Genomic DNA, 19806 nt, shown 5'->3' with positions numbered 1-19806 from the left:
TCCAAAAATACGGAAATGAATCAACTGTTTCCCATGGTTTAAGGAACCGCCGTATACGAGACCCGTACGTACGGTGGTGTGAGAGGCTCTCCGCTAGGCTAATGGCCTAGCGGCAGTCTACTCGATTGTACGCTGGCCATTTAATCAAAATTAAACATCTCGTTTTCTATACACCAATTGTTTTTATAATATTTCCATTGACTAAAATATGTTCCTGATTTTGTTATCGAATCATTCCTCATTTTTAGAATACCTATATCAATAATTATTGAATCTCCGAAAATTATTTTTTTGGAAATCCTATCTGTAAAAAACATATTTTGAGAATAGTACAATTTATAGTATGATAAAATGCCTTCTCTACTAGTTACCGCAGGCAAATAATCATTTATAATAGGAAATATATTATCAAAGATTAAACTAGCATCTTTATGATATAACGTTCCTAAAGAATCTATCTGACCAGCCATAAACCATTTTGTAAAGTCAGAGTTAAACTTAGTAAGTTTATTTTCAATGTCTTTTGGATTTTGGGCTTGGACATTTGAACCGATGAAACAAAACGTTATAAATGCTATCAGCAATGGTGTGGATAAAATCATTATTTTTCTCATTGTGTTTGTTTTTAAGTTAAATAAATCAATAAAAATTATATAAAATTGCTCGAGCCACTTTAGTGTCAATCCTTTGTTTTCCATTGTCTTATCAAAGGATTCTCCTAAAGCTTCAAAAATCAATTTAACCGTTATAGGTCTCGGAGTTACCTCTCCTGATTCAATCCGCTGTAAAGTCCTTACACTAAGATTACATTTTTCAACGAGTTCTTCTTGAGTGATTCCTTTTGCTTTTCTCAAATCCAAGACCTTTTTACCTAATTCTGGTTGTTGAATCATTTTTGAAACTTTTTAGCAATTTTAAATTTTAACTTAAAAACTGTCCATGACTTATATTGGAATTTTACCTGAAATCAACACGACATTTACCTGACATTTTAGTTATCTATTTGGTTTTATGTTGTTTATTATCATTGTTTAATTTGTGCAGAATGTTTGTTTGGCTTGCGTACAACGTCCTGGCTATATGCGCCTGGCCCGTGGCTTTCAGACCAGCTGTGACTTTATCAGCTTGAACGAATGGTTTTGGGAAAAACAAAACCCTCAATATGCTGTGGATGCCACGGCTGGCGTATAATAGCTTTGTTGCCAAAAGTTAATTTTTAGAATGTTGATAGTAGTTCCTTTGTCAAATCTTTGTCTTCATTTGGAATAAAAATATCATACATTTTAAGTTTATCATTCAGCTTAAAATAAAACAAATGGGGAAAACTATTATCGGAAATCTGAAATGAAATGTTATATAACTTATAGTTTATTTTTTTATTTAATTTAAATGATATAAAATCCTTTCTTCTTTTGAAACAAGTGAGAATTACAACTTTAGAAGTGTCATTAAAAGTTTTTTTTATGTTTTTTATTTCTCTGTCGAAACAAGGTGAACAACCTTTGTTGTTATAAAATAAGAAGGTTACGTTGCGTAAAGAAATTGAATTTAAGAACTGTTCGTGATTTTCACTAAATAATAATAGATTTGGATTTAAATTTGAATTAATTGTTCTAGCACGTAAACAATTTCTATAAAACACTTCGTATTTTATGCTTTTCTTTTCGTTGTTGTCATTTATTATAACATAATTTCTTAAGGCATTAAGAAGTGTAAATGTATAAAATGACGAAATTATTAATAAAACAATTAGTATTATAATTGAAATCTTATATTTTCTCATGGTTGAAAAGTTTTGAGTTTATTTTATATTTAACTAGGATTGAATTAATACCATAAATCCCTTTGGATTGAATATAATTCATAAGTTGTGAATCTTCCTTTAGTTTTGAAATATTCTCCTCATTTAATTCAATAAAACTTATGAAATTACCATTTGCATCAGTACAAATTGGCAAACTGATATGGCAATTATTTAATTCATCAAAAATACTTGAAAAGTTAATAGTCATTTTTTTATTAAAGGCGTACACCCCTCCCAATTGATTTTTTGCAAAATTTTTATAACCATATGAAAAGAAAATATAATCATTTGTTATTGCTGTTATATCATGTCCGAAGGCAAATTTATTATCTTCCGTAAGAATTTTATATATTTCAGATGATGGTTTATTTCTATAATCAATGTTAAGACCTTTTTCCCCATAATTCCAAAAAAACCTAGGTGTAAGTCCATTTATGTTAATTTCATAAGAATAATTATCAAACAGTTTTGTGACAATAATATTTTCATTGAGCTTATTAAATACAGTTGATAAATCATAGCTTATATTATTTGTTTTTTGTTTTGGGTCAAATTTAAAATATCTTTGAGAAATTTCACCTGAAAGATTTGAGATGAGTATATCATGTTTAACAAGTTTTCCATTTTCCTTGTTTATCATTTTATTTGTATGAAAAACATATTTATTATTGGAAAGTCTTGCCATGCTTAGAAATAATAAGCTTGTATTGCTTTTTTTAATGAACTCGCCACTTAGTTTATAATAAAGGAAACTATATGATTTGTCATCATAAATAACTATTAAATCTGAAGAATTATCATAGAAAACATCCCCAATTCTTATATATTCTCCTGGTCCTTTTCCTTCTCTATTTATTTTATTTAAAAACTTACCATTATTTTTGAAAATAAAAATTGATTTTGTTATATGTTTATCTATAATGATAATATTATTTTTAGTATATATCATTTTGTCAATATTACCGAATATTGAATTTTTATTTTCTTCCAAAAAAATATAACTAATGGTATCAGCTAAATCAGTTATTCTTATTGGTTTTTCATTTGGTACTATTTCGATAGTATCTTTAATATTACTATAATCTATTGAATTTGTTTTCTTTTTTGTACATGAAAAAAACAAAATAAAAATTGTAAGAATTAAAAATCTCATTTGAATAATATAGTTTAATTATTAATAAATTAATAAATACGGCCTCATGTTAAGTGAGGCCGTTTTAAGACTACTTAGCTTTTTATACATTTGCAAATATTATCAGTTGAACAACAGGCATAATATCCACTATTGCAACTTACAGAGCAAGATGAGCTAACACTTGCAATTGCAGAACTACAAGAACATGATGAAGCCCCTGTTCCACCAGAACAATTACAATTCATACTACTACCCGATTCCCCATCAGCATAAGCAATTTGCATTAAAGAATTCAGATCAAATGAAGTCTTTTGGCTTAAATCAACTGTTTGAACAACATTCATACCCATGGCGAACACAAGAAATGCGCCAAGAAAAATTTTAAAAAACTTTTTCATGAAATTAAAATTTAAGAGTTTATAATTGAATTTATTTGATTAGAAATAGACTCTAATCGGTTTAAGATTTGATTTTGTTTCTCGTCCGCTTCCTTTCTTTTTTTGTATAATATGAAAATAAATGCGAGTACGATTAGATTAGGGATAATCATGATTAAGATTCCCAATAATGTTACTAGTTCATTGTTGTGTAAATTCATAATTGCAATATTAATTGGTTTTTAATTTTTGGCAACGTCCCGGCTATATGCGCCTGGGCGTGGTTTCAGACCAGCTATGGATTTATCAGCTTGAACGCATGGTTGAGGGGAATACGAAACCCTCAATATGCTGTGGATGCCACGACTGGCGTATATAGCTTTGTTGCCGGTTCGGTTTTATATTACTCTATTATCTTTTTTAGCTTTTTTGTAAAGGTAAATATCAATCATTTTACTAACAACTATGCTTAACGGGACTGCTAGCGCAATAATTAGTATTGTTCTTTTAAAAAACAGAATAGAAAAAGAAACAATTATCCCAATAAATATATACCCAACAATTCTTTCAATAGAAAATGTATCTATTGATTTAATATTATGTTTATTGTGTGGAATAAGATTGAGTCTTTTCTTAACCAAATATTCTAAATCGTTGAATTTCGATAAATAACTTTTATAATCAAGTTCCTCAAAGTTGTAAGGTGGTAATTTATCAATCAAAACTGCGATTTCCTTAATAAGGATATCATCTTTATCAATCTCCAATTTTGGTAATTTTTCAAGAAGGTTTCTCAAATAGATGAATTTTATTTTTTCTTTTTCTTGTATTGAATAGTTAACAGATACTGACCTTAATTTTTTCAGTTTCTCAGTTGCCCATTCTTTTTGAATTTTACTCATAATTATGCTTTTTTTTATAGGGTTAAATAGTGATACTATAACGTCAAATAAGAAGCGTTAAAAATCCACTAGGTTTGAGAGATTGTATTGTGTTTAAAATCAGATTTTTAAATTTCATATTTAAGTCCGATTTAAAATTTGTCAAAATTCAAAATTATTTAAAAAATTTCTAATATTCTTCTTTCAAATTTACCAAAAAATTCTATCGCTCTATCTGTTCGCACTTAAACTGACCGGCAACGTTCCGGCTATATGCGCCTGGGCGTGGTTTCAGACCCGCTGTGACTTTATCAGCTTGAACGCGTGGTTTTGGGTAATACAAAACTCTCAATATGCTGTGGATGCCACGGCTGGCGTATATAGCTTTGTTATGGGCTGGGGTTATTCCTCATTCAATATATGGCTAATCAATTCAATATTTTGTCTATTTTTTCCTGTATCAATCATCTGTGTTTTTAATCTTGGTTTACTCATAATCTCAATTTTATCATTTAAAAAACTAATGAGAATTTTTTCACCCCATGATATCCACGAGATTTTTGTTTTTCCTTCAATTCTTGAATTATTGATTTTTAAATGCCAACTATTTTCTATGTCATATTTTTTAAGTCTTTCAAAGGCACTATCTAATGTTATTATTTTAGGAATATACTTTACTTGGGTTGCCTTGAAATCCTCTTCATTCAATTCATTTTTACCATTTGCCTTTATTTTTGTCTTTTTTAAATTCTTAATAGTTGTCCATGACATAAATCCACCAAAAAATACGGTCATAAATATTAATTTTATGATATCTATTTCGCCTTCATCCAGATAATCCCATAAAGTCATTAACAATCCGAAGGTTAAACCATAAATTAGAAAGAGCTTTAAGTAAATTCTATTAATTTTTCTCATATAAACGTTTGTTAATTAAGTTGTAAATGAAATAGACATAATCTCAAAACAAAAAGATTCTTTTATTTAAGGTTTGTTCTCGTTTCAAGCATTTTATTCTTTCGATTAGAAATATTCCAAATAGTTTCTCCAATAATAAAAATTGCGAATCCAATATATGCACTATAAGTTCCTTCGTTAATTATTGGTTTTTCAGAATTAATCATCCAGTCCATAAGAGGAAATATAGTTGCTCCTATTATTAGTTTCACAAAAATTAAGAGCAATATTTTTTTAGTCTTTTTCATAATCAAGTTGTTTTTGGTTGTAGGTATTTCGTTGCCCTTGCCCATAACGTCCCTATAGTGACATTGTGTTTATATCTATTATGTTGCTGTTGTTTTTTAGCCCCAAGTGATTGATTTAACGATTTTATTTATAAAAAGGCTATATTCCTTTGTCGGATAAATCTTGTACTTTTTAGAAGGCATTTATTGTGGGGTTTGGTGAATTTTTATTTCATAACATTCAAATATATTAATTATTTTAATCTTTTCATTCAAGTTTTCAATAAATCAAAAGTCAGGGTAATACTTTTCTGTTTCCCTTTTTCTCAAAGGCGATATTTATAATCCCATCAGTTCAGTTATTAGGGAGGTGGCCGGTTTTCTGGTCGTAAAAAGCCAGTTTCTGAAACCATTTTGTCAAATGGACTCGACACATTTAACAATGCATCGCTGATAATGTGTGTGTATATCTCTGTGGTTTTTATACTTCTGTGGCCAAGTAACTCCTGAACATATCTGATGTCTTTTCCATCTTCCAGCAAATGGGTGGCAAATGAATGGCGCAGCATGTGGAGGTGAACTTTTCGTTGAATGCCGGCTGCTTTTGCCATTCTCTTCATTACATTTGACATGCTGGTGGCACTGTATTGGAGGCCCGGCCTGTTGCCCTCAAAAAGATAAACTTTGGGTTGCATTTTTTTCAGGTAGGTCTCTAACAGGTTATGCAGGTGTTGGGAGAATAGGGAATATCTGTCCTTTTGACCCTTGGAGTTCTTGATAAAGAGCCGGTTGTTCTTTAAGTCAACATCTGCGATTTTGAGATTTTGGATCTCTCGGCGGCGTAAACCGGCGGAATATCCGATGGCCACGAAAAGTTGATGCTTAATATTGTCAGTGGTCCTGAGCATTGCACTGATTTCCTGTCGGCTTAAATAGTCGGGCAGGTGAAATCCTCTGCGTGGCCTCATCACATATTTATCAGAAAGGGTGTGGTTGTGTACGCGCTCAAAAAAGAATTTGAAAGAGTTAACCAGGTTATCCTGATGTGACGAGGACTTCTCTCGATGCAAAATCATGTACTCCTTAATCTCTTCCTCTGAAATAAAGGAAGGATGTTTGAAATTGAAATGTGCCAGAAACTTCATGAAAGTTCCCAGGTACATTCGTTTGGTTTTGGCACTGTAAGTGGTTTTATTCAGAATCAACTCATACTGCTTTTCATAAATTTCCCTTAATCGGTACCTTTGCAAAATTCTGTAAAGCTTGCCTTTAAGGGTTTCAATGGAATGAGCCTTGTTCCTGAATTCAAATAAATGGGTTTGGTTTTTATGCCTTAAATCACATTCTTTAACTAGATTGTGAAGATAATGATATGCATCCGGGTCATTCCCCGGCAAACGAAATTTGTTGTTAAACAAGGGCTCTCCATTTTTTGGCAAAGCACAAATTTCCGATAATCTTGCATTGGCATGATAAACCAGGAAAATCAAGAGCCGGTCACCGGGAGAATCGATCCGCTCTATGAGTGTCTCTAATTCCTGGAAAGGCAAAAACAGTAAACTCTTTTTTACCGGATTCTTTTCGGTGAGGTAAAAAAACATTTTATCCCTTCCCAATGTGCGCTCGTAGTAAAATTTAATGGCGGCTATAGTCTGATTAAGGGCTGTATCACTCAATATACCCGACAGTCCTTTGATATAATTAAACAACTCCTGATAGGTGAGAGATGGAATTTCTTTGGTTTCGTGGTCTTTCAGGAAACGAATGAAAAAACCTCTGTAGATCTCACCGGTCCGTTTGCTTAATCGCTTTAACAGGAGTGTGTTGTTGTAATGATTTAGAATTTTATGCTGTGTCTGACTTAGATGAATCTTTTCAGTCTTTGGAACATCAATTTGTGACTTTTCGTGGTTAGTGATCGCAGGTCCAACCAACTTTTTTTCCCATTGATAACCGTTTTTCTCAATGATTTTGACAACTTTAAGGTAAAGTTGATTATCGCCACTGAAAATCCAGTTTTTGTTTTTTTTCGACCAAAAACCTTCCTCTAAATTATTAAACACCTCAAACAGCTTTGGACAATATCCATGATCTACATAGAATTTTTTCCCGGCTTTATTTATTCTGATGTTAACCTTTTGTGAATGAATTTTTTCAAGTAGGGGAGGGGGAGGTGAACTTACAGGTTTGTGGTCAGGAGCTTGTTCTTCGCTGAAAACAAGCTCAATCAAATGAGGAACATTTTCAAATGCCTTTTTTAGGTTTTCCTGATAACCCTCCTCGAGAGGTATGTGCCATAACTTTTTGGATGCGCTGAACTTGCGTCCCGGTAAATCTCTGGTAATTTGATCCAGCTCCTTACAGGGAAAAGCGTCAAAATCGAGAGCAATGCGCTTTTCGTTTCGGTGTTCGATCGGGTATATGGTTAGCCGGGACATTGAATTGGTTGAAGGTGTTTTGGTTTGTTTTATCAAATATATGATAATATTTTGTCAAACACAATTAACAAAATGAGTATTTTCCAAATGGACTGTTTAGTTTTATTCCACAACTTTCTTTAGGGTATTTTCCATGGTCAAAAATGAGAAAGCCGCTTTCTCATGATGTCAGTTCCCGAACCGGGTTGTACCAACTTCGGGGCAGGTTAACTTCAAATATTTTTTTTACACATTATTAAGTCATAACAAAGTCATATTAAATACTATTAAAATTGAATTTAATATGACTTTAATACGACTTTGAATTGAGTTTAATATGACTTTATAACGAAACAGATGCAACGCTGTCTCGAAACAGGGACGAATCATGTATGTGGTTGAATTCTTGATAAGTGGATGAAGCAAGGGTAGCAAAGGGGGAGTCTACCCTTACCATCCCCCTACAAATGGATAGTCTCCCCATGAACCAAAAGAAACCACTCATCCGTATTTTTCTGATGTTTGATCATGAAATTCTTCCGGTCTTTTGTCTTTACCTTAAAATAGTTGGCTGGTTGGGTGTTGGGTGAATATTCTGCTTGATACCACCGATCTGTCACCTCAATTATTTCAAACTTCATATCGTGAAAGATGAAACTCAGTGGTGTCTCGTCAGCTTTGTGCCCTGAATAGCATTTTACCTTAATGGGAAACAACGTATTCATAATAAGTAATTGGTTTTCCCAAGAATGGCGACATAGTTTTTCCCATACTTTTTGGCGCATTTTGGACATGTGGTGTACCACATAAACCATTGATTAATATTCAGTTTGTGCTCACCCGCAAATGTTTCAAAATCGTTGCACCATTTACCGGTATCTTTGTATGGCCCTTCGTAAACTTTACTCAGCATGTGCCCGTTAAAAGTTACGTTTTCTGCATCTTTAAGAGGTTTGTCCACAGCCATGTAAAGATCCATGTTCCATTTTGAAGTATGATCCGAGAGTATCATGTTGTCCTGGCATGTGGCATCCGAGGCTTCAAGTTTTTTTAACATGCGCTTAACGGTTCGCCCAAAGGTTATTGGCATATAAAACAATGTGAAGACGTGGTCTTTGACAAATAATTTATCATGCCAGTCAAACCTTTTCTCCTGCCAGGGGGCAGGATCAAATTTGGGGCAACATTTTTCTGATTGCATGATATTTCTTTTTTTTAATTTTCTGGTAATTCAATACTCCGTTAAACTTTTATAAGAGTCTAAAGTTTAAGCTCTTGCGAGGGTGGAGTTTTCGGTGTAAAGTCCATATTATCAGTGTTATATGATTTGCCTTAAATCTTGTCTGACTGAAATCAGGCAGGTGTCTTAAAGTCTAACGATCTATTGATAATTATTACCTCCAATTAAAGATAAGGAAATATGAATCTTATAGCCAGTCTGTTTTTACAAAAAAAAGAGGCCCATCAAAATGATGAACCTCTTTCTTAATACTATGCACTGCGTACAACTCTCTAAGCACTATTAACTATTCTCTATCCACTACTTCTTCTTTCCCGGCTTTTTCCCTTTTCCTTTCTGAACCTGTGCCTGTTGCTTCTGCATCTCCTCCAGGCGGGCCTGGAATTTCGATTTCTTGGCCGGTTTCTTTTGGTTGGCCTTCAGTTTTGCCAGTATCGCTTTCTCATCTACAAACTGACGAATCAGAACGGTTTGTCCGATGGTGATGAGCGTGGAGACGAAATAGTAATAACTAAGGCCTGATGCATACTGGTTAAAAAAGAACAGAAACATAACGGGCATCATATACATCATGCCTTTCATTCCCGGCATTTGCGCAGATGACTGAGTCATTTCCTGATTGATGCGGGTATAGAAAATATTGGTTACCGCCATCAAAAGGGTAAATAAACTTACGTGATCCCCATAAAACGGAATATTGAATGGCAGATCTACGATGCTGTCGTAAGTGGACAAGTCAGTAGCCCAAAGGAAACTTTCCTGACGCAGCTCAATGGAACTGGGGAAAAACCGGAACATGGCGATCAGAATAGGCATCTGCAACAACATCGGCAAACAACCGCCCATGGGGTTAACCCCCGCTTTCCGGTAAAGCGCCATCGTTGCCTGCTGGCGTTCCATGGCTTTATCTTTAGGAATCTTCTCATTGATCTCATCAATCTGAGGTTTCAGAACCCTCATTTTAGCTGTCGACATGTACGACTTGTAAGTAAGTGGGAACAATACCACTTTAATCATGATGGTTAATACCAGAATGATAATACCGTAACTGCCTATAAAACCATCCAGAAAGTTAAATACCGGGATGACCACATAGCGGTTGATCCAACCGAATATTCCCCATCCAAGCGGTAATATCTCATGAAGATCCAGTCCCTCATATGAGTTCAGCGTGTAAAAATGGTTGGGGCCAAAGAAAAACCGCATGGCCGCATCATCGTTTTGCTCAAAATCGAAAGGAATGGCTGCCTCTGCCTTGTTGAAGCGCAGAAATGGACTGTTTTCATCTTCAAGGGCTGTTGACTCTGCAAAACCACTTGATAATTTATCATCCGAAATCAGAATAGAACTGAAGAACTGGTCTTTAAAGGCGATCCATTTCAAAGGCGTTCGCAGATCTTCTGAGTCACTTCCGGTACCGGAAATGTCATCCACTTCATCCTGGAAAAACTTGTAGTAAATACCGGAGTACTGCTGCTCAAACTGGCGCCCTTTTTCCTGGGCTGGCATTTCCTGGGTCCATTCCAGATCAATAGCATTCCGGGGAGTGGCAAATTTATTACCCAGGTTTCTGGAGTCAATATGGTGTTCCACCATATGAACATCGTCAGTAAGGCTGTAACTCATTGCCAGTCGCTCCCGGTTAGGCCCTGTAATCTCGAAAGTTACAGAATTACTGCCTGCTTTTTTAACATCAAAATACAGGTCATTGGTATTATAGATGTTGGTGTTGTAAGTAAAATTGAAGCCATAACGGTTATTATCTCCTTCAAAGAGAATCAGTGGTTTTCCGTCGTGGGTCTCGTATTGCTTTAATTCTACCGAGTAAATGCGTCCACCGAGATTGGAAAGGGTAACCTTGATCTCCTCGTTTTCAAGAGTGGTAAATTCCTGTTTCCCCCTGATGTAGGGAGCAAGGATTCCTGCTGCCTGAAGACGAGCACTGTCGCGGGCGGTTTGTTTCTCAATCTCTTCCGCGGCGACTTCTTTGCTTTCCTCAACCTCTTTTGTTTTGGCTGCTTCTTCCGCTCTCAACTGTTCAACTCGGTTTATTGAGTCCAGCTGGCGTTTACGTTCAGCCATCTCTTCATCCGAAGGTTTGTTCATCCACCAGAACAGGGCCAGAATGCCAAAAATCAGTAAAAGTCCTGTTATCGAATTTCTATCCATTATATTTTTAGTTTTCTCAAATTAAGTTTTCTGTTTTTTTCTCAACCTCAAACTCAGCCTCAACCTCAATCTTAGCCTCAACCTCAAGCTGTCTTATCCCTCTTTTTCATGCTCAATGGCTGCTTTTACAAAGGCCAGGAACATGGGGTGCGGGTTTATGACTGTACTGCTGTACTCAGGGTGAAACTGAACACCCACGAACCATTTGTGTTTGGGAATTTCCACAATTTCTACCAGGCCGGTATCGGGGTTGACACCGGAACTAATCATTCCCCCTTTTTCAAACTGCTCAAGGTATTCATCGTTAAATTCATAACGGTGGCGGTGGCGTTCATGAACCATCTCCTTTTTATAGGAATTGAAAGCGTTGGAGTCTTGCCTGAGCTCACATTCGTAAGCCCCAAGTCTCATTGTTCCACCCTTGTCAGTCACATTCTTTTGGTCTTCCATCAGGTCAATAACCGGATAGGGCGTATTGTGGTCCATCTCTCTCGAGTTGGCTTTTTCAAGCTTGAGCACGTTATTGGCATATTCGATAACGGCACATTGCATCCCCAGACAAATACCAAAGAAAGGAACATTCTTTTCACGGGCATACTTTACTGCTGCCAGCTTTCCGTCAATTCCGCGATGACCAAAACCCGGGGCAACAAGAACACCGTGAAGATCCTTTAATTTACTCTCTACATTCTCACTCGAGATGCTTTCGGAATGTATTAGCCGTATGTCTATCTTGCGATCGTTGTAAGTGGCGGCGTGGTTTAGCGATTCAATGATTGATTTGTAAGCATCAGGCAATTCCACATACTTGCCGATCAGTCCCATGCGAATGGTCTTTTTGGCAGTTTTGAGTTTGTTCAAAAAGGCTTTCCACTCTTTTAATTCAGGTTTGCCTTCTATGGGGAGGTGTAGTTTTTCAAGCACAATTTCATCCAATCCCTCTTCCTGCATCTTGACCGGAACCTCGTAAATAGATGAAACATCGATAGATTGAATCACTGCCCGGTTGTCAACATTACAGAAAAGTGCCACTTTTTTACGAATGTCGCTGGAAAGATCTTGTTCTGTGCGCAGTACCAAAACATCGGGTTGTACTCCAATTTCCAGAAGGGATTTTACGGAGTGCTGAGTGGGTTTAGTCTTTAACTCGCCACTTGCAGCCAGGAATGGAACAAGTGTCAGGTGAATGACGGTGGCTCTGTGTCCGAGTTCCCATTTAAGCTGACGAACCGCCTCGATATAGGGAAGCGATTCAATGTCACCCACGGTACCACCAATCTCAGTAATTACCACATCAAATTTGTGTTTGGTACCCAGTAATTTGATGTTGCGTTTTATTTCATCTGTGATGTGAGGTATAATCTGGACTGTTTTTCCCAGATAATCTCCTTTACGCTCTTTGTTGATGACATTTTGGTAGATGCGCCCGGTAGTAACATTGTTGGCCTGGGAGGTGGGGACGTTCAGGAAACGTTCGTAATGCCCCAGGTCAAGATCGGTTTCAGCTCCGTCTTCAGTTACGTAACACTCTCCGTGTTCGTAGGGATTTAAGGTTCCCGGATCCACGTTCAGATAGGGATCCAGTTTTTGAATGGTGACTCGGTAACCACGGGCCTGAAGAAGTTTGGCCAGTGAAGCCGATATAATTCCTTTTCCTAATGAGGATGCTACACCTCCGGTGACAAAAACATAACGTGTATCGGGCACTTTTCCACTATTTTAAGATTCAACGAATGCGCTTTACTAAAAAATTTTAAGGCACAAAGTTAGCAAAAAGTACCCGGAATTAGTGTTGATAAATCATAAAATGAGGGATAACGATATTATGACCGCTATCCCTTATTTTAAATTAAGTGTAAGTTGCTTGTCTTTTGTTGGTTAATGGGAGGATGTTCATTGTTCAGTGGTCAGTGATCGGTAAACAGTGGTCAGTAAACAGTGATCAGTAAACAGTGATCAGCCGGTAGTCAGGGTGTAGCTTTTCTAACCTCTAACTTCCAACCTCTAGCCTCTAACCTCTAGCCTCTAACCTCTAACCTCTAACTTCCAACCTCAAACCTCAAACCTCCAGCATCAAAGCCCAACACCTTTTCGCCCTTTTACCATTCAACCCTCTCACCATTTCCCCCACGCCCTGTGCTCCATGCGCTATGCTCTCTACTTGTCCATCTCCTCAATAAGATCGAGCTTTTCATTGAGCATCTTGATATTGCGTTTACCGTTTTCGATTTTGTTTTTAAAATCGCGAACGAGTGCCTCAGAGCTTTTGGACTTGGCAAAAAAGCCTATGTTATTTTCCCACAGGGTAATGTCATTCTCCAGTTGCTTCAGCTTGCCAATAATTTTATTGCGCTCCTGGATGATGCGTTCATTGTATTGTCCTTCATTCATCCAGTTTTCCAGTTTGTTGCGAAATTTCTGAAGTGATTTGTTGGCTTCGTCCATGTTAAGATGATCGAAGCGGGCATTGATAAGGTTTCGAAATTCCTGGTTAACCCGGTCTTTATCCTTGATGGGCACAAAACCAATATCAGACCAACGCCGCTGAAACTCCTGAAGCTTGGCAAAGCTTTCTTCGTTGTTGTCGCCCGGCTCGTATTGTTTTAATTCGTCAATGAGCGCTTCTTTCTTTTTCAGGTTTTCTTCCTGTGCCTCATCCTTTTTGCTGAAAAACTCTGATTTCCGGTTGAAAAACTGATCACAGGCACCCCTGAACTTTTTCCAAATGGCGTCTGAATGCTTGCGGGGAACCGGACCTATCTCCTTCCACTTTTTCTGAATGCGGATCAACTCCTCCGTGGTGTTTTTCCAGTCGGCACTGTCTTTAAGAGCTTCAGCCTGCTGAACCAGTTCGTTTTTAAGCTGCAGGTTATTCTGCTGTTCCTCCTTGTAATGTTTGAAGAAGTCTCTTTTTGCATCGAAGAATTTATCACAGGCGGTTCTGAAGCGCAGATATATTTCCTGATTGTCTTTTTTGGGGGCAAAACCGATGGTCTTCCACAGTTGCTGGATTTCAATGATGGCTTTGCTGTTCTTTTCCCACTCTTTAGGCGTTTTGGGATCCTGCTCCAGAATGGCTTCCACTTTCTCGCAAAGTTCCTGTTTGGCTTCGAGGTTTTTCTGAAGCTGTTCTTTCAGGTGTTCAAAATGCTCCTGATGTTTTTGGTTGATTTTAACCGTGGTCTCATGAAAACGTTCCCACAGTTCTTCTTTCTTATCTCGGGGTACAGGACCTGTTTCACGCCACTGGTCATGATATTTTTGAAGGATTTTGAATGCTTTTACAATGGATGGTTCCAAAAGAAGTTGTTCAGCCTTTTCGCAAAGTGCGAGTTTGGTTTCATAGTTTTTCTTAAGGTCAAGATCCCTTAGTTCTTTGTTGATTTTTATGTAGCTGTAGAAATTTTCAACATGAAGATGATAATTTTCCCACATGTCATGAACTTCTCCTTGTGGAACAGGACCGATATCCCGCCATTTTTGCTGAAGTGTCCTGAATTCATCAAAGGTATGGTTCAACGATTCCTGGCGGTTGATAAGATCTTTGATGCCTTCAATGACTTCGTACTTGGCAGCCAGATTTTTCTTCTTTTGTTCCTCTTGGCGTGTGCGTTCTTCCTCCCGCTTTTTACGGTAGTCATGGATGGCCTCCTGCATGGCATCCGAAAGGTCATCATGGGGAAGTTTAAAGGCTTCAGCAGGCTCGCCGGAAGCCACAAATTGTTCTTTTAACCGGGCCAGCTCTGATGCGCTTTTTCGCTCAAACTCCTTGCGGATGGTCTCAACATGACCTTTTATTGCGGAGGCGGGGAATTCGTTGAGTAGGTTACGATAACGATCCAGAAGTTCTTTACGTTCGAGGAGGGAATAGTCCACTTCTTCCGGGTGCTTTTCGTGGTCGGCAGGTTGTGAGGAAGAACTGCTTTTTTCTTCCTTATAAGTTTTTTCAGATGCCGGATCTCCCTCCTCCGGTTTTTGAGATTCTTTTTCGGAGGCCTCGGCAGTTTCTGCCTCTTTTGGGGATGCGTCGCCTTCTTCCTTGTCAGGTTTTACTTCCTGATTGTTATTTTCCTCCATGCCGGTCTTTACAGTTTTCTCTTCCTGATTATCCGGCTTTCGGTCAGGTGTAGTGTTCTCTTGCTTCATTTTTTCAGGTGTCTTTCCTGAATCCAAATTCATCTGTTCCTGAGATGATTTGTTTAGATCGTTGGCTTCCATCTTTTTAATTTTTAAAGATGCGACAAAGCTTTTGGGGCTCTTATCACTTAATTCTAATTACGAATCTATCAAATATACTATAATCCTCAAACAATTTTACATCAAAATGAGGTTTTTACACACAATGATCATAAATCAGTTGTCAGTAATCAGTAATCAGTGGTTCCTCTGACTCTCAACCGGGGGTTCTCTATGCTCTTTTCTCCATGCACCATGCTTGTCTCACATTCCTCAATGATCAGTGGTCAGTAAACAGTAATCAGTGGTCAGTGGACAAGTCCACTGACCCTCAACCGGTGTTTCCCCATGCTTTTTGCTCCATGCCCTATGCTCCATGCCCTGCGCTGATTTATCCAAAACCTTTCCACCATCGCACCTTCCGACCATTTCACCTAACCTCTAAAATCTAATCTCTAGCCTCCAACTTCTAATTTATTATCTTTGCCGAAAATTCTCAGATATGCGGATCGATATATTAACATTATTCCCGGCCATGTTCCAGGGGCCATTTAGCGAATCCATCATCAAAAGAGCGGTTGAAAAAGGAGCTGTGGAGATAGTTTTGCACGATATCAGGGACTTTACTCAGGACAAGCACAACCGGGTGGATGATTATCCATTTGGGGGCGGTGCTGGCATGGTGATGCAAATTGATCCCATTGCGCGGGTCATCAATAAATTGAAAGAGGAGCGGGAATATGACCATGTTATTTACATGACACCTGATGGCCACCGATTTGACCAGAAAGAGGCCAACAGGCTGTCGTTAAGCGGGAATATCATTATTCTTTGCGGCCATTACAAGGGTGTAGATCAAAGGGTTCGTGACCACTATATTACTCACGAAATTTCCGTCGGGGATTTTGTTCTGAGTGGGGGAGAGCTGGGGGCTGCTGTAGTGGTGGATGCTGTGGTACGCGTATTGCCCGGAGTCATTGGTGATGAAACCTCTGCATTGACTGACTCTTTTCAGGACAATCTGCTGGCCCCGCCGGTTTACACGCGTCCTTCAGACTACAATGGCTGGAAAGTGCCCGATGTTTTACTGTCCGGTAACGACAAACTGATAGAAGAATGGCGGGAAGAACAAGCCTTGGAAAGAACCCGGCGGTTGAGACCCGACTTGCTGGATGATTGAGGACAGGTGACCCGTCATGTGCTCTCTGCCCTATGCTCCATGCGCTATTATTCATGCTCACTACGGATCTCCATCTTCTAATATCTAACTTCTAACCTCAAAGTCAACTGACTACTGCCCACTGACCACCCTTCCGCCATTTTACTTACTCACCTTTTCTCCCTTCTATTTCAGACAAATTTCCTTGTAAACACAATAGTTGCAATTCTCCTCATGTTCGGTCTGACTGAATGGGATTCTTTCATCAAAAAGTTCGTCAAGGAGTATACCCAGGTTTTCGAGGTAATCTTCTTCTGCCAAACTCAGTGTCAAAGCATCTTTTTTACCTCTTGGGGGCTGTAAATATAGGGTGGTATCGGTGTCGGTAAATAACTTTCGCATCCATACGACTCCCGGTTGAATGTGTGTCAGGCCCGGTGATAGCTTGTTGACCATCAGGGAGTAAAGCAGCGTTTGAAAGGTGGCCTTGATTTTTGAATGTTTTGAAGTGTCAAATAAGTCCTCAATGGCAGCAATGCGATTGTCTCCCTGACCGGTTTTGTAATCAATAACACGGGTAATTCCATCTTTTTCATCCAGCCTGTCAATGTTGCCGCCCAGCCTCACGGTTTTGCCTGAAGGAGTTTCGAAGGTCATTCTCATTTGAGCTTCAAGTCCTTTGATCGTAAAAGGTGCATTTTGTTTTTCACTGGCAAAAAAACCATTGAGATATCTCATCAATACCTCGAAAACCAAGCTGTTTTTTCCTTGAAGATCAGAGAAAAGACTCTGGTTTTGTTTGATGAAAGGTACGTTCTCTGAAAAAATGGTTTCCAGGGTTTTGGCAATCTTTTCCGGCTGGGCAATCTCTTCCAGATCGGCCTGAGTAACCGTTTTGTAGAGGTAGGGCTGATAGAGTGTTTCTACTGTTTGGTGAAATAAGTTACCAAAAATTCGGGGATCCAGTTCTTCTGAGATGTCTTCCGGTTCTTTTGCATTGGCCAGATATTTGAAATAGAAGCGCAACGGGCACTCAATGTAAGTGCTAAGGGCACTTGGCGAGAGTGCGCGGGAGCCATTTTTCAGATAAGCTGCCAGCTGTTCCATCACTTTCTTGTTTTTTTCGGAATGGATCGCAGGGGCTGCCTTGGTGCCGGCTGTTTGTATGTAGGTGTCGTTTTGCACAATTCCCGGATATTCGTAATAGATCTGATGCAGAAAGCGACTCATCTCTCCGGCTTGTTTGTTGGCATCGGAAGAAGACCATACCAGTGTTACATTTTTAGCTCTGTGAAGAAGCCGGTAAAAGTAATAGGCAAAAATGGAATCCTGATTGTCAATGGTTGGCAATCCGAAACCTTTCCGAATATTATAGGGAATAAACGAATTGGGAGGGGCCGTATGTGGAAATACCCCTTCGTTCATGCTTAATATCACCAGGTTGTCAAAATCCAGAACCCGGGTTTCCAGTATTCCCATTACCTGAAGACCACTCAAAGGCTCTCCCCGGAAAGGTACAGTCTGGAAATCGGCCAGTTTTTTAAATAGCCGGTGCCAGGTATCAGGGGTTATGCTTTCTTGCTGATTGGCAAGTATTTCTCCCAGGCGTTTTATGGTTAAATAAAGGTGATAGACAAATTCTTGTTCAAGGTCTGTGTCCGGTGTTTCCCTGAGTTGGTTGTAAGTGGTTTTTAATACATTCTTCAGATAATCAGTGAGATCATCGGATGAGTTGGTTTTTTGCAAAAGCTGGTTGAGTAAAGCGTGCTCCGGCATCTGGCTGCGCTCGATAAAAACCCTGTTGGCAGATATCAGATCATTAACCAGTTGGCGGCCCTCATCTCCAAGAATAGTGGAGATGTACTGATGTCGGAGCAAGGCCAGTAAATGCCGGTGATAAAACCAGACTTTGCCCTGTTTGGTAATACGCATGGAGCGCTGAAGCGTCATAAGGGCCTCTACCAATCCATAAGCAGGGGTGTTTTTTAAGGGATATCCCAAGGTTACGTTGATTTTGCTCCAGGTATCCGGAATGGCATGAATGGCAGGAAGCATAAGTGTTTCATCGGCCAGAACGAGTGCTGTTCGAGTGTGATTTTCAGTGTTCCCCGATGGGGGTTTGTCCTGATTAATGACATCTTGCAGAAAACCGGCAGCAATCTGCGTTTGCCCTAAATCATTGGCAGCGGTAGCAATGGTGATTTTTTCAGGGCCTTCGTATTGAGGACTGTCCCAGTCATCAGGCATGGGAAAATCTAGCAGATTGGATTTAATAAAACGGGCTGCTTCGTGTTCTCCCCGCACCTGGCCTTTCTCTGTCTTTACCCCGGGGGTTTCAAGGATCATTTGCGGATAGTCCCAGAAGAAAGTGCCAATGCCTTTTATCTTCAGGTAGTTTAAAAGCCTTTTTTCACAGCTGTTGAGTGCATTTAACCCGGCAAAAACCACTTTTTTATAGGGCACTTCACCAATGACGCGTTCCTGAATCTGATCTGCCACACTCCGGAAGAGCTTTCCTTCATAGGCTTCATTATCGTTGTCCAGTTGATCATTGAAATGGCGGTACAGTTCAGGCATTTTCTGCCAAACTTCCAGAAATGATTGCTGGAGCTTAGATAATCGCCGGGGATCAAAAGAGCTCCAAAAGGTGCGAATGGCTTCTATCTGATCAGGTTCCAGATGGCTGAAATCATCTTCCAGTGCCTTTTGATCAGCCAGATTGCTGAAAACCTGTTGCGGGTCAGCCAGGTATTTGTCAATATCATCAAAATCTGAAAGGCACATTTCCCCCCAGGGAATGAAATCATCCAGTGAAATATCCTTATTAATAACAGCTTTGTATGAATCATAAAGCTTAAAAACCAGACTGATATTGTCACTGACCGGCCTGGGGCCCACTTTTGCAAAGAAGTCGTTGATTGTTAGGATGTCAGGGGAGAATATAGGTTTCGCTGTTTTGTCATTCAGGTACTGACGAAAAAAAACACCGGCCCTGCGGCTGGGAAAAACAAAACAAAACTCTGATATGTCTGTTAAATAGTTTTGAAGATGGTAATCTGCCAGTTTTTCAAGAAAAAAACGCATGTTTGTTTTATTTTTGTTCAAAACCCTGATATTTTTTGATTTCAGGTTTGGTAATAAAAAATCATTTTTTCAAAGATAAATTTTTTAGCCAGATTAATCGATGACCCGTGTTAAAGTCAAATTGCAATCAGGTTTTGAAAATAGTATTAGTATCCTTTTGTCATTCAAAGGCACAAAAAT

Annotated in this window: 14 protein-coding genes; 1 reads left to right on the top strand and 13 read right to left on the bottom strand. The window is 38.5% G+C overall.

Going from position 1 to position 19806, the window contains the following annotated elements; all coding sequences use genetic code 11:
• Nucleotides 1–140 precede the first annotated feature (140 nt).
• From DDZ16_RS19400 to DDZ16_RS19340, 12 genes are all read right to left on the bottom strand, one after another.
• Entirely contained in the window at nt 141–893 is a 753-nt protein-coding gene (locus DDZ16_RS19400; protein WP_232526826.1) for a helix-turn-helix domain-containing protein, read from the bottom strand.
• A gap of 876 nt (nt 894–1769) precedes the next feature.
• On the bottom strand, nt 1770–2957 hold the full coding sequence (locus DDZ16_RS19390; protein ID WP_109266142.1) for a 6-bladed beta-propeller: 1188 nt from the start codon (nt 2955–2957) through the stop codon (nt 1770–1772).
• Nucleotides 2958–3031: 74 nt separating this feature from the next.
• Entirely contained in the window at nt 3032–3337 is a 306-nt protein-coding gene (locus DDZ16_RS20655; protein WP_146192266.1) for a hypothetical protein, read from the bottom strand.
• A 377-nt stretch (nt 3338–3714) separates the two neighbouring features.
• Entirely contained in the window at nt 3715–4218 is a 504-nt protein-coding gene (locus DDZ16_RS19380) for a hypothetical protein (RefSeq protein WP_109266140.1), read from the bottom strand.
• Between the two features lie 381 nt (nt 4219–4599).
• Nucleotides 4600–5115, bottom strand: a complete 516-nt coding sequence (locus DDZ16_RS19375) for a hypothetical protein (RefSeq protein ID WP_109266139.1) — start codon at nt 5113–5115, stop codon at nt 4600–4602.
• 62 nt (nt 5116–5177) lie between these two features.
• The gene (locus DDZ16_RS19370) at nt 5178–5402 is read right to left on the bottom strand and encodes a hypothetical protein (RefSeq protein WP_109266138.1); all 225 of its coding nucleotides are present in this window, start codon (nt 5400–5402) and stop codon (nt 5178–5180) included.
• Nucleotides 5403–5743: 341 nt separating this feature from the next.
• Nucleotides 5744–7855: a tyrosine-type recombinase/integrase gene (locus tag DDZ16_RS19365; protein ID WP_232526825.1), complete on the bottom strand. Its 2112-nt coding sequence runs from the start codon at nt 7853–7855 to the stop codon at nt 5744–5746.
• A 404-nt stretch (nt 7856–8259) separates the two neighbouring features.
• Complete coding sequence (locus DDZ16_RS19360; RefSeq protein WP_109266136.1) at nt 8260–8523, bottom strand: cytoplasmic protein; 264 nt, start codon at nt 8521–8523, stop codon at nt 8260–8262.
• Complete coding sequence (locus DDZ16_RS19355) at nt 8520–8999, bottom strand: hydrolase (protein WP_109266135.1); 480 nt, start codon at nt 8997–8999, stop codon at nt 8520–8522. Before DDZ16_RS19355 ends, DDZ16_RS19360 begins: the two co-directional genes overlap by 4 nt.
• Nucleotides 9000–9338: 339 nt before the next feature.
• A complete protein-coding gene (gene yidC / locus DDZ16_RS19350; protein ID WP_109266134.1) occupies nt 9339–11207 on the bottom strand; it encodes a membrane protein insertase YidC in 1869 nt (622 codons plus the stop codon).
• Nucleotides 11208–11300: 93 nt separating this feature from the next.
• Nucleotides 11301–12914: a CTP synthase gene (locus DDZ16_RS19345; protein WP_109266133.1), complete on the bottom strand. Its 1614-nt coding sequence runs from the start codon at nt 12912–12914 to the stop codon at nt 11301–11303.
• Between the two features lie 450 nt (nt 12915–13364).
• Entirely contained in the window at nt 13365–15425 is a 2061-nt protein-coding gene (locus DDZ16_RS19340; protein WP_109266132.1) for a DUF349 domain-containing protein, read from the bottom strand.
• A 460-nt stretch (nt 15426–15885) separates the two neighbouring features.
• Between DDZ16_RS19340 and trmD the strand changes: the two genes are divergently transcribed.
• Entirely contained in the window at nt 15886–16563 is a 678-nt protein-coding gene (gene trmD / locus DDZ16_RS19335; RefSeq protein WP_109266131.1) for a tRNA (guanosine(37)-N1)-methyltransferase TrmD, read from the top strand.
• Between the two features lie 165 nt (nt 16564–16728).
• Here the strand turns inward: trmD and DDZ16_RS19330 are convergent, their stop codons facing one another.
• The gene (locus tag DDZ16_RS19330) at nt 16729–19626 is read right to left on the bottom strand and encodes a PD-(D/E)XK nuclease family protein (RefSeq protein WP_109266130.1); all 2898 of its coding nucleotides are present in this window, start codon (nt 19624–19626) and stop codon (nt 16729–16731) included.
• Between the last annotated feature and the right edge of the window lie 180 nt (nt 19627–19806).

Source organism: Marinilabilia rubra (assembly GCF_003121985.1).
GTDB classification, from domain to species: domain Bacteria; phylum Bacteroidota; class Bacteroidia; order Bacteroidales; family Marinilabiliaceae; genus Marinilabilia; species Marinilabilia rubra.
This window is presented reverse-complemented; position numbering and strand designations above follow the sequence as displayed.

Excerpts from the sequence above, each read along its gene's own strand:
- DDZ16_RS19375 (WP_109266139.1), bottom strand. The coding sequence starts at position 5,115 with ATGAGAAAAATTAATAGAATTTACTTAAAGCTCTTTCTAATTTATGGT.
- DDZ16_RS19400 (WP_232526826.1), bottom strand. The coding sequence starts at position 893 with ATGATTCAACAACCAGAATTAGGTAAAAAGGTCTTGGATTTGAGAAAA.
- DDZ16_RS19355 (WP_109266135.1), bottom strand. The coding sequence starts at position 8,999 with ATGCAATCAGAAAAATGTTGCCCCAAATTTGATCCTGCCCCCTGGCAG.
- DDZ16_RS19330 (WP_109266130.1), bottom strand. The coding sequence starts at position 19,626 with ATGCGTTTTTTTCTTGAAAAACTGGCAGATTACCATCTTCAAAACTAT.
- DDZ16_RS19340 (WP_109266132.1), bottom strand. The coding sequence starts at position 15,425 with ATGGAAGCCAACGATCTAAACAAATCATCTCAGGAACAGATGAATTTG.
- DDZ16_RS19370 (WP_109266138.1), bottom strand. The coding sequence starts at position 5,402 with ATGAAAAAGACTAAAAAAATATTGCTCTTAATTTTTGTGAAACTAATA.
- DDZ16_RS20655 (WP_146192266.1), bottom strand. The coding sequence starts at position 3,337 with ATGAAAAAGTTTTTTAAAATTTTTCTTGGCGCATTTCTTGTGTTCGCC.
- DDZ16_RS19390 (WP_109266142.1), bottom strand. The coding sequence starts at position 2,957 with ATGAGATTTTTAATTCTTACAATTTTTATTTTGTTTTTTTCATGTACA.
- DDZ16_RS19360 (WP_109266136.1), bottom strand. The coding sequence starts at position 8,523 with ATGAATACGTTGTTTCCCATTAAGGTAAAATGCTATTCAGGGCACAAA.
- DDZ16_RS19380 (WP_109266140.1), bottom strand. The coding sequence starts at position 4,218 with ATGAGTAAAATTCAAAAAGAATGGGCAACTGAGAAACTGAAAAAATTA.
- trmD (WP_109266131.1), top strand. The coding sequence starts at position 15,886 with ATGCGGATCGATATATTAACATTATTCCCGGCCATGTTCCAGGGGCCA.
- yidC (WP_109266134.1), bottom strand. The coding sequence starts at position 11,207 with ATGGATAGAAATTCGATAACAGGACTTTTACTGATTTTTGGCATTCTG.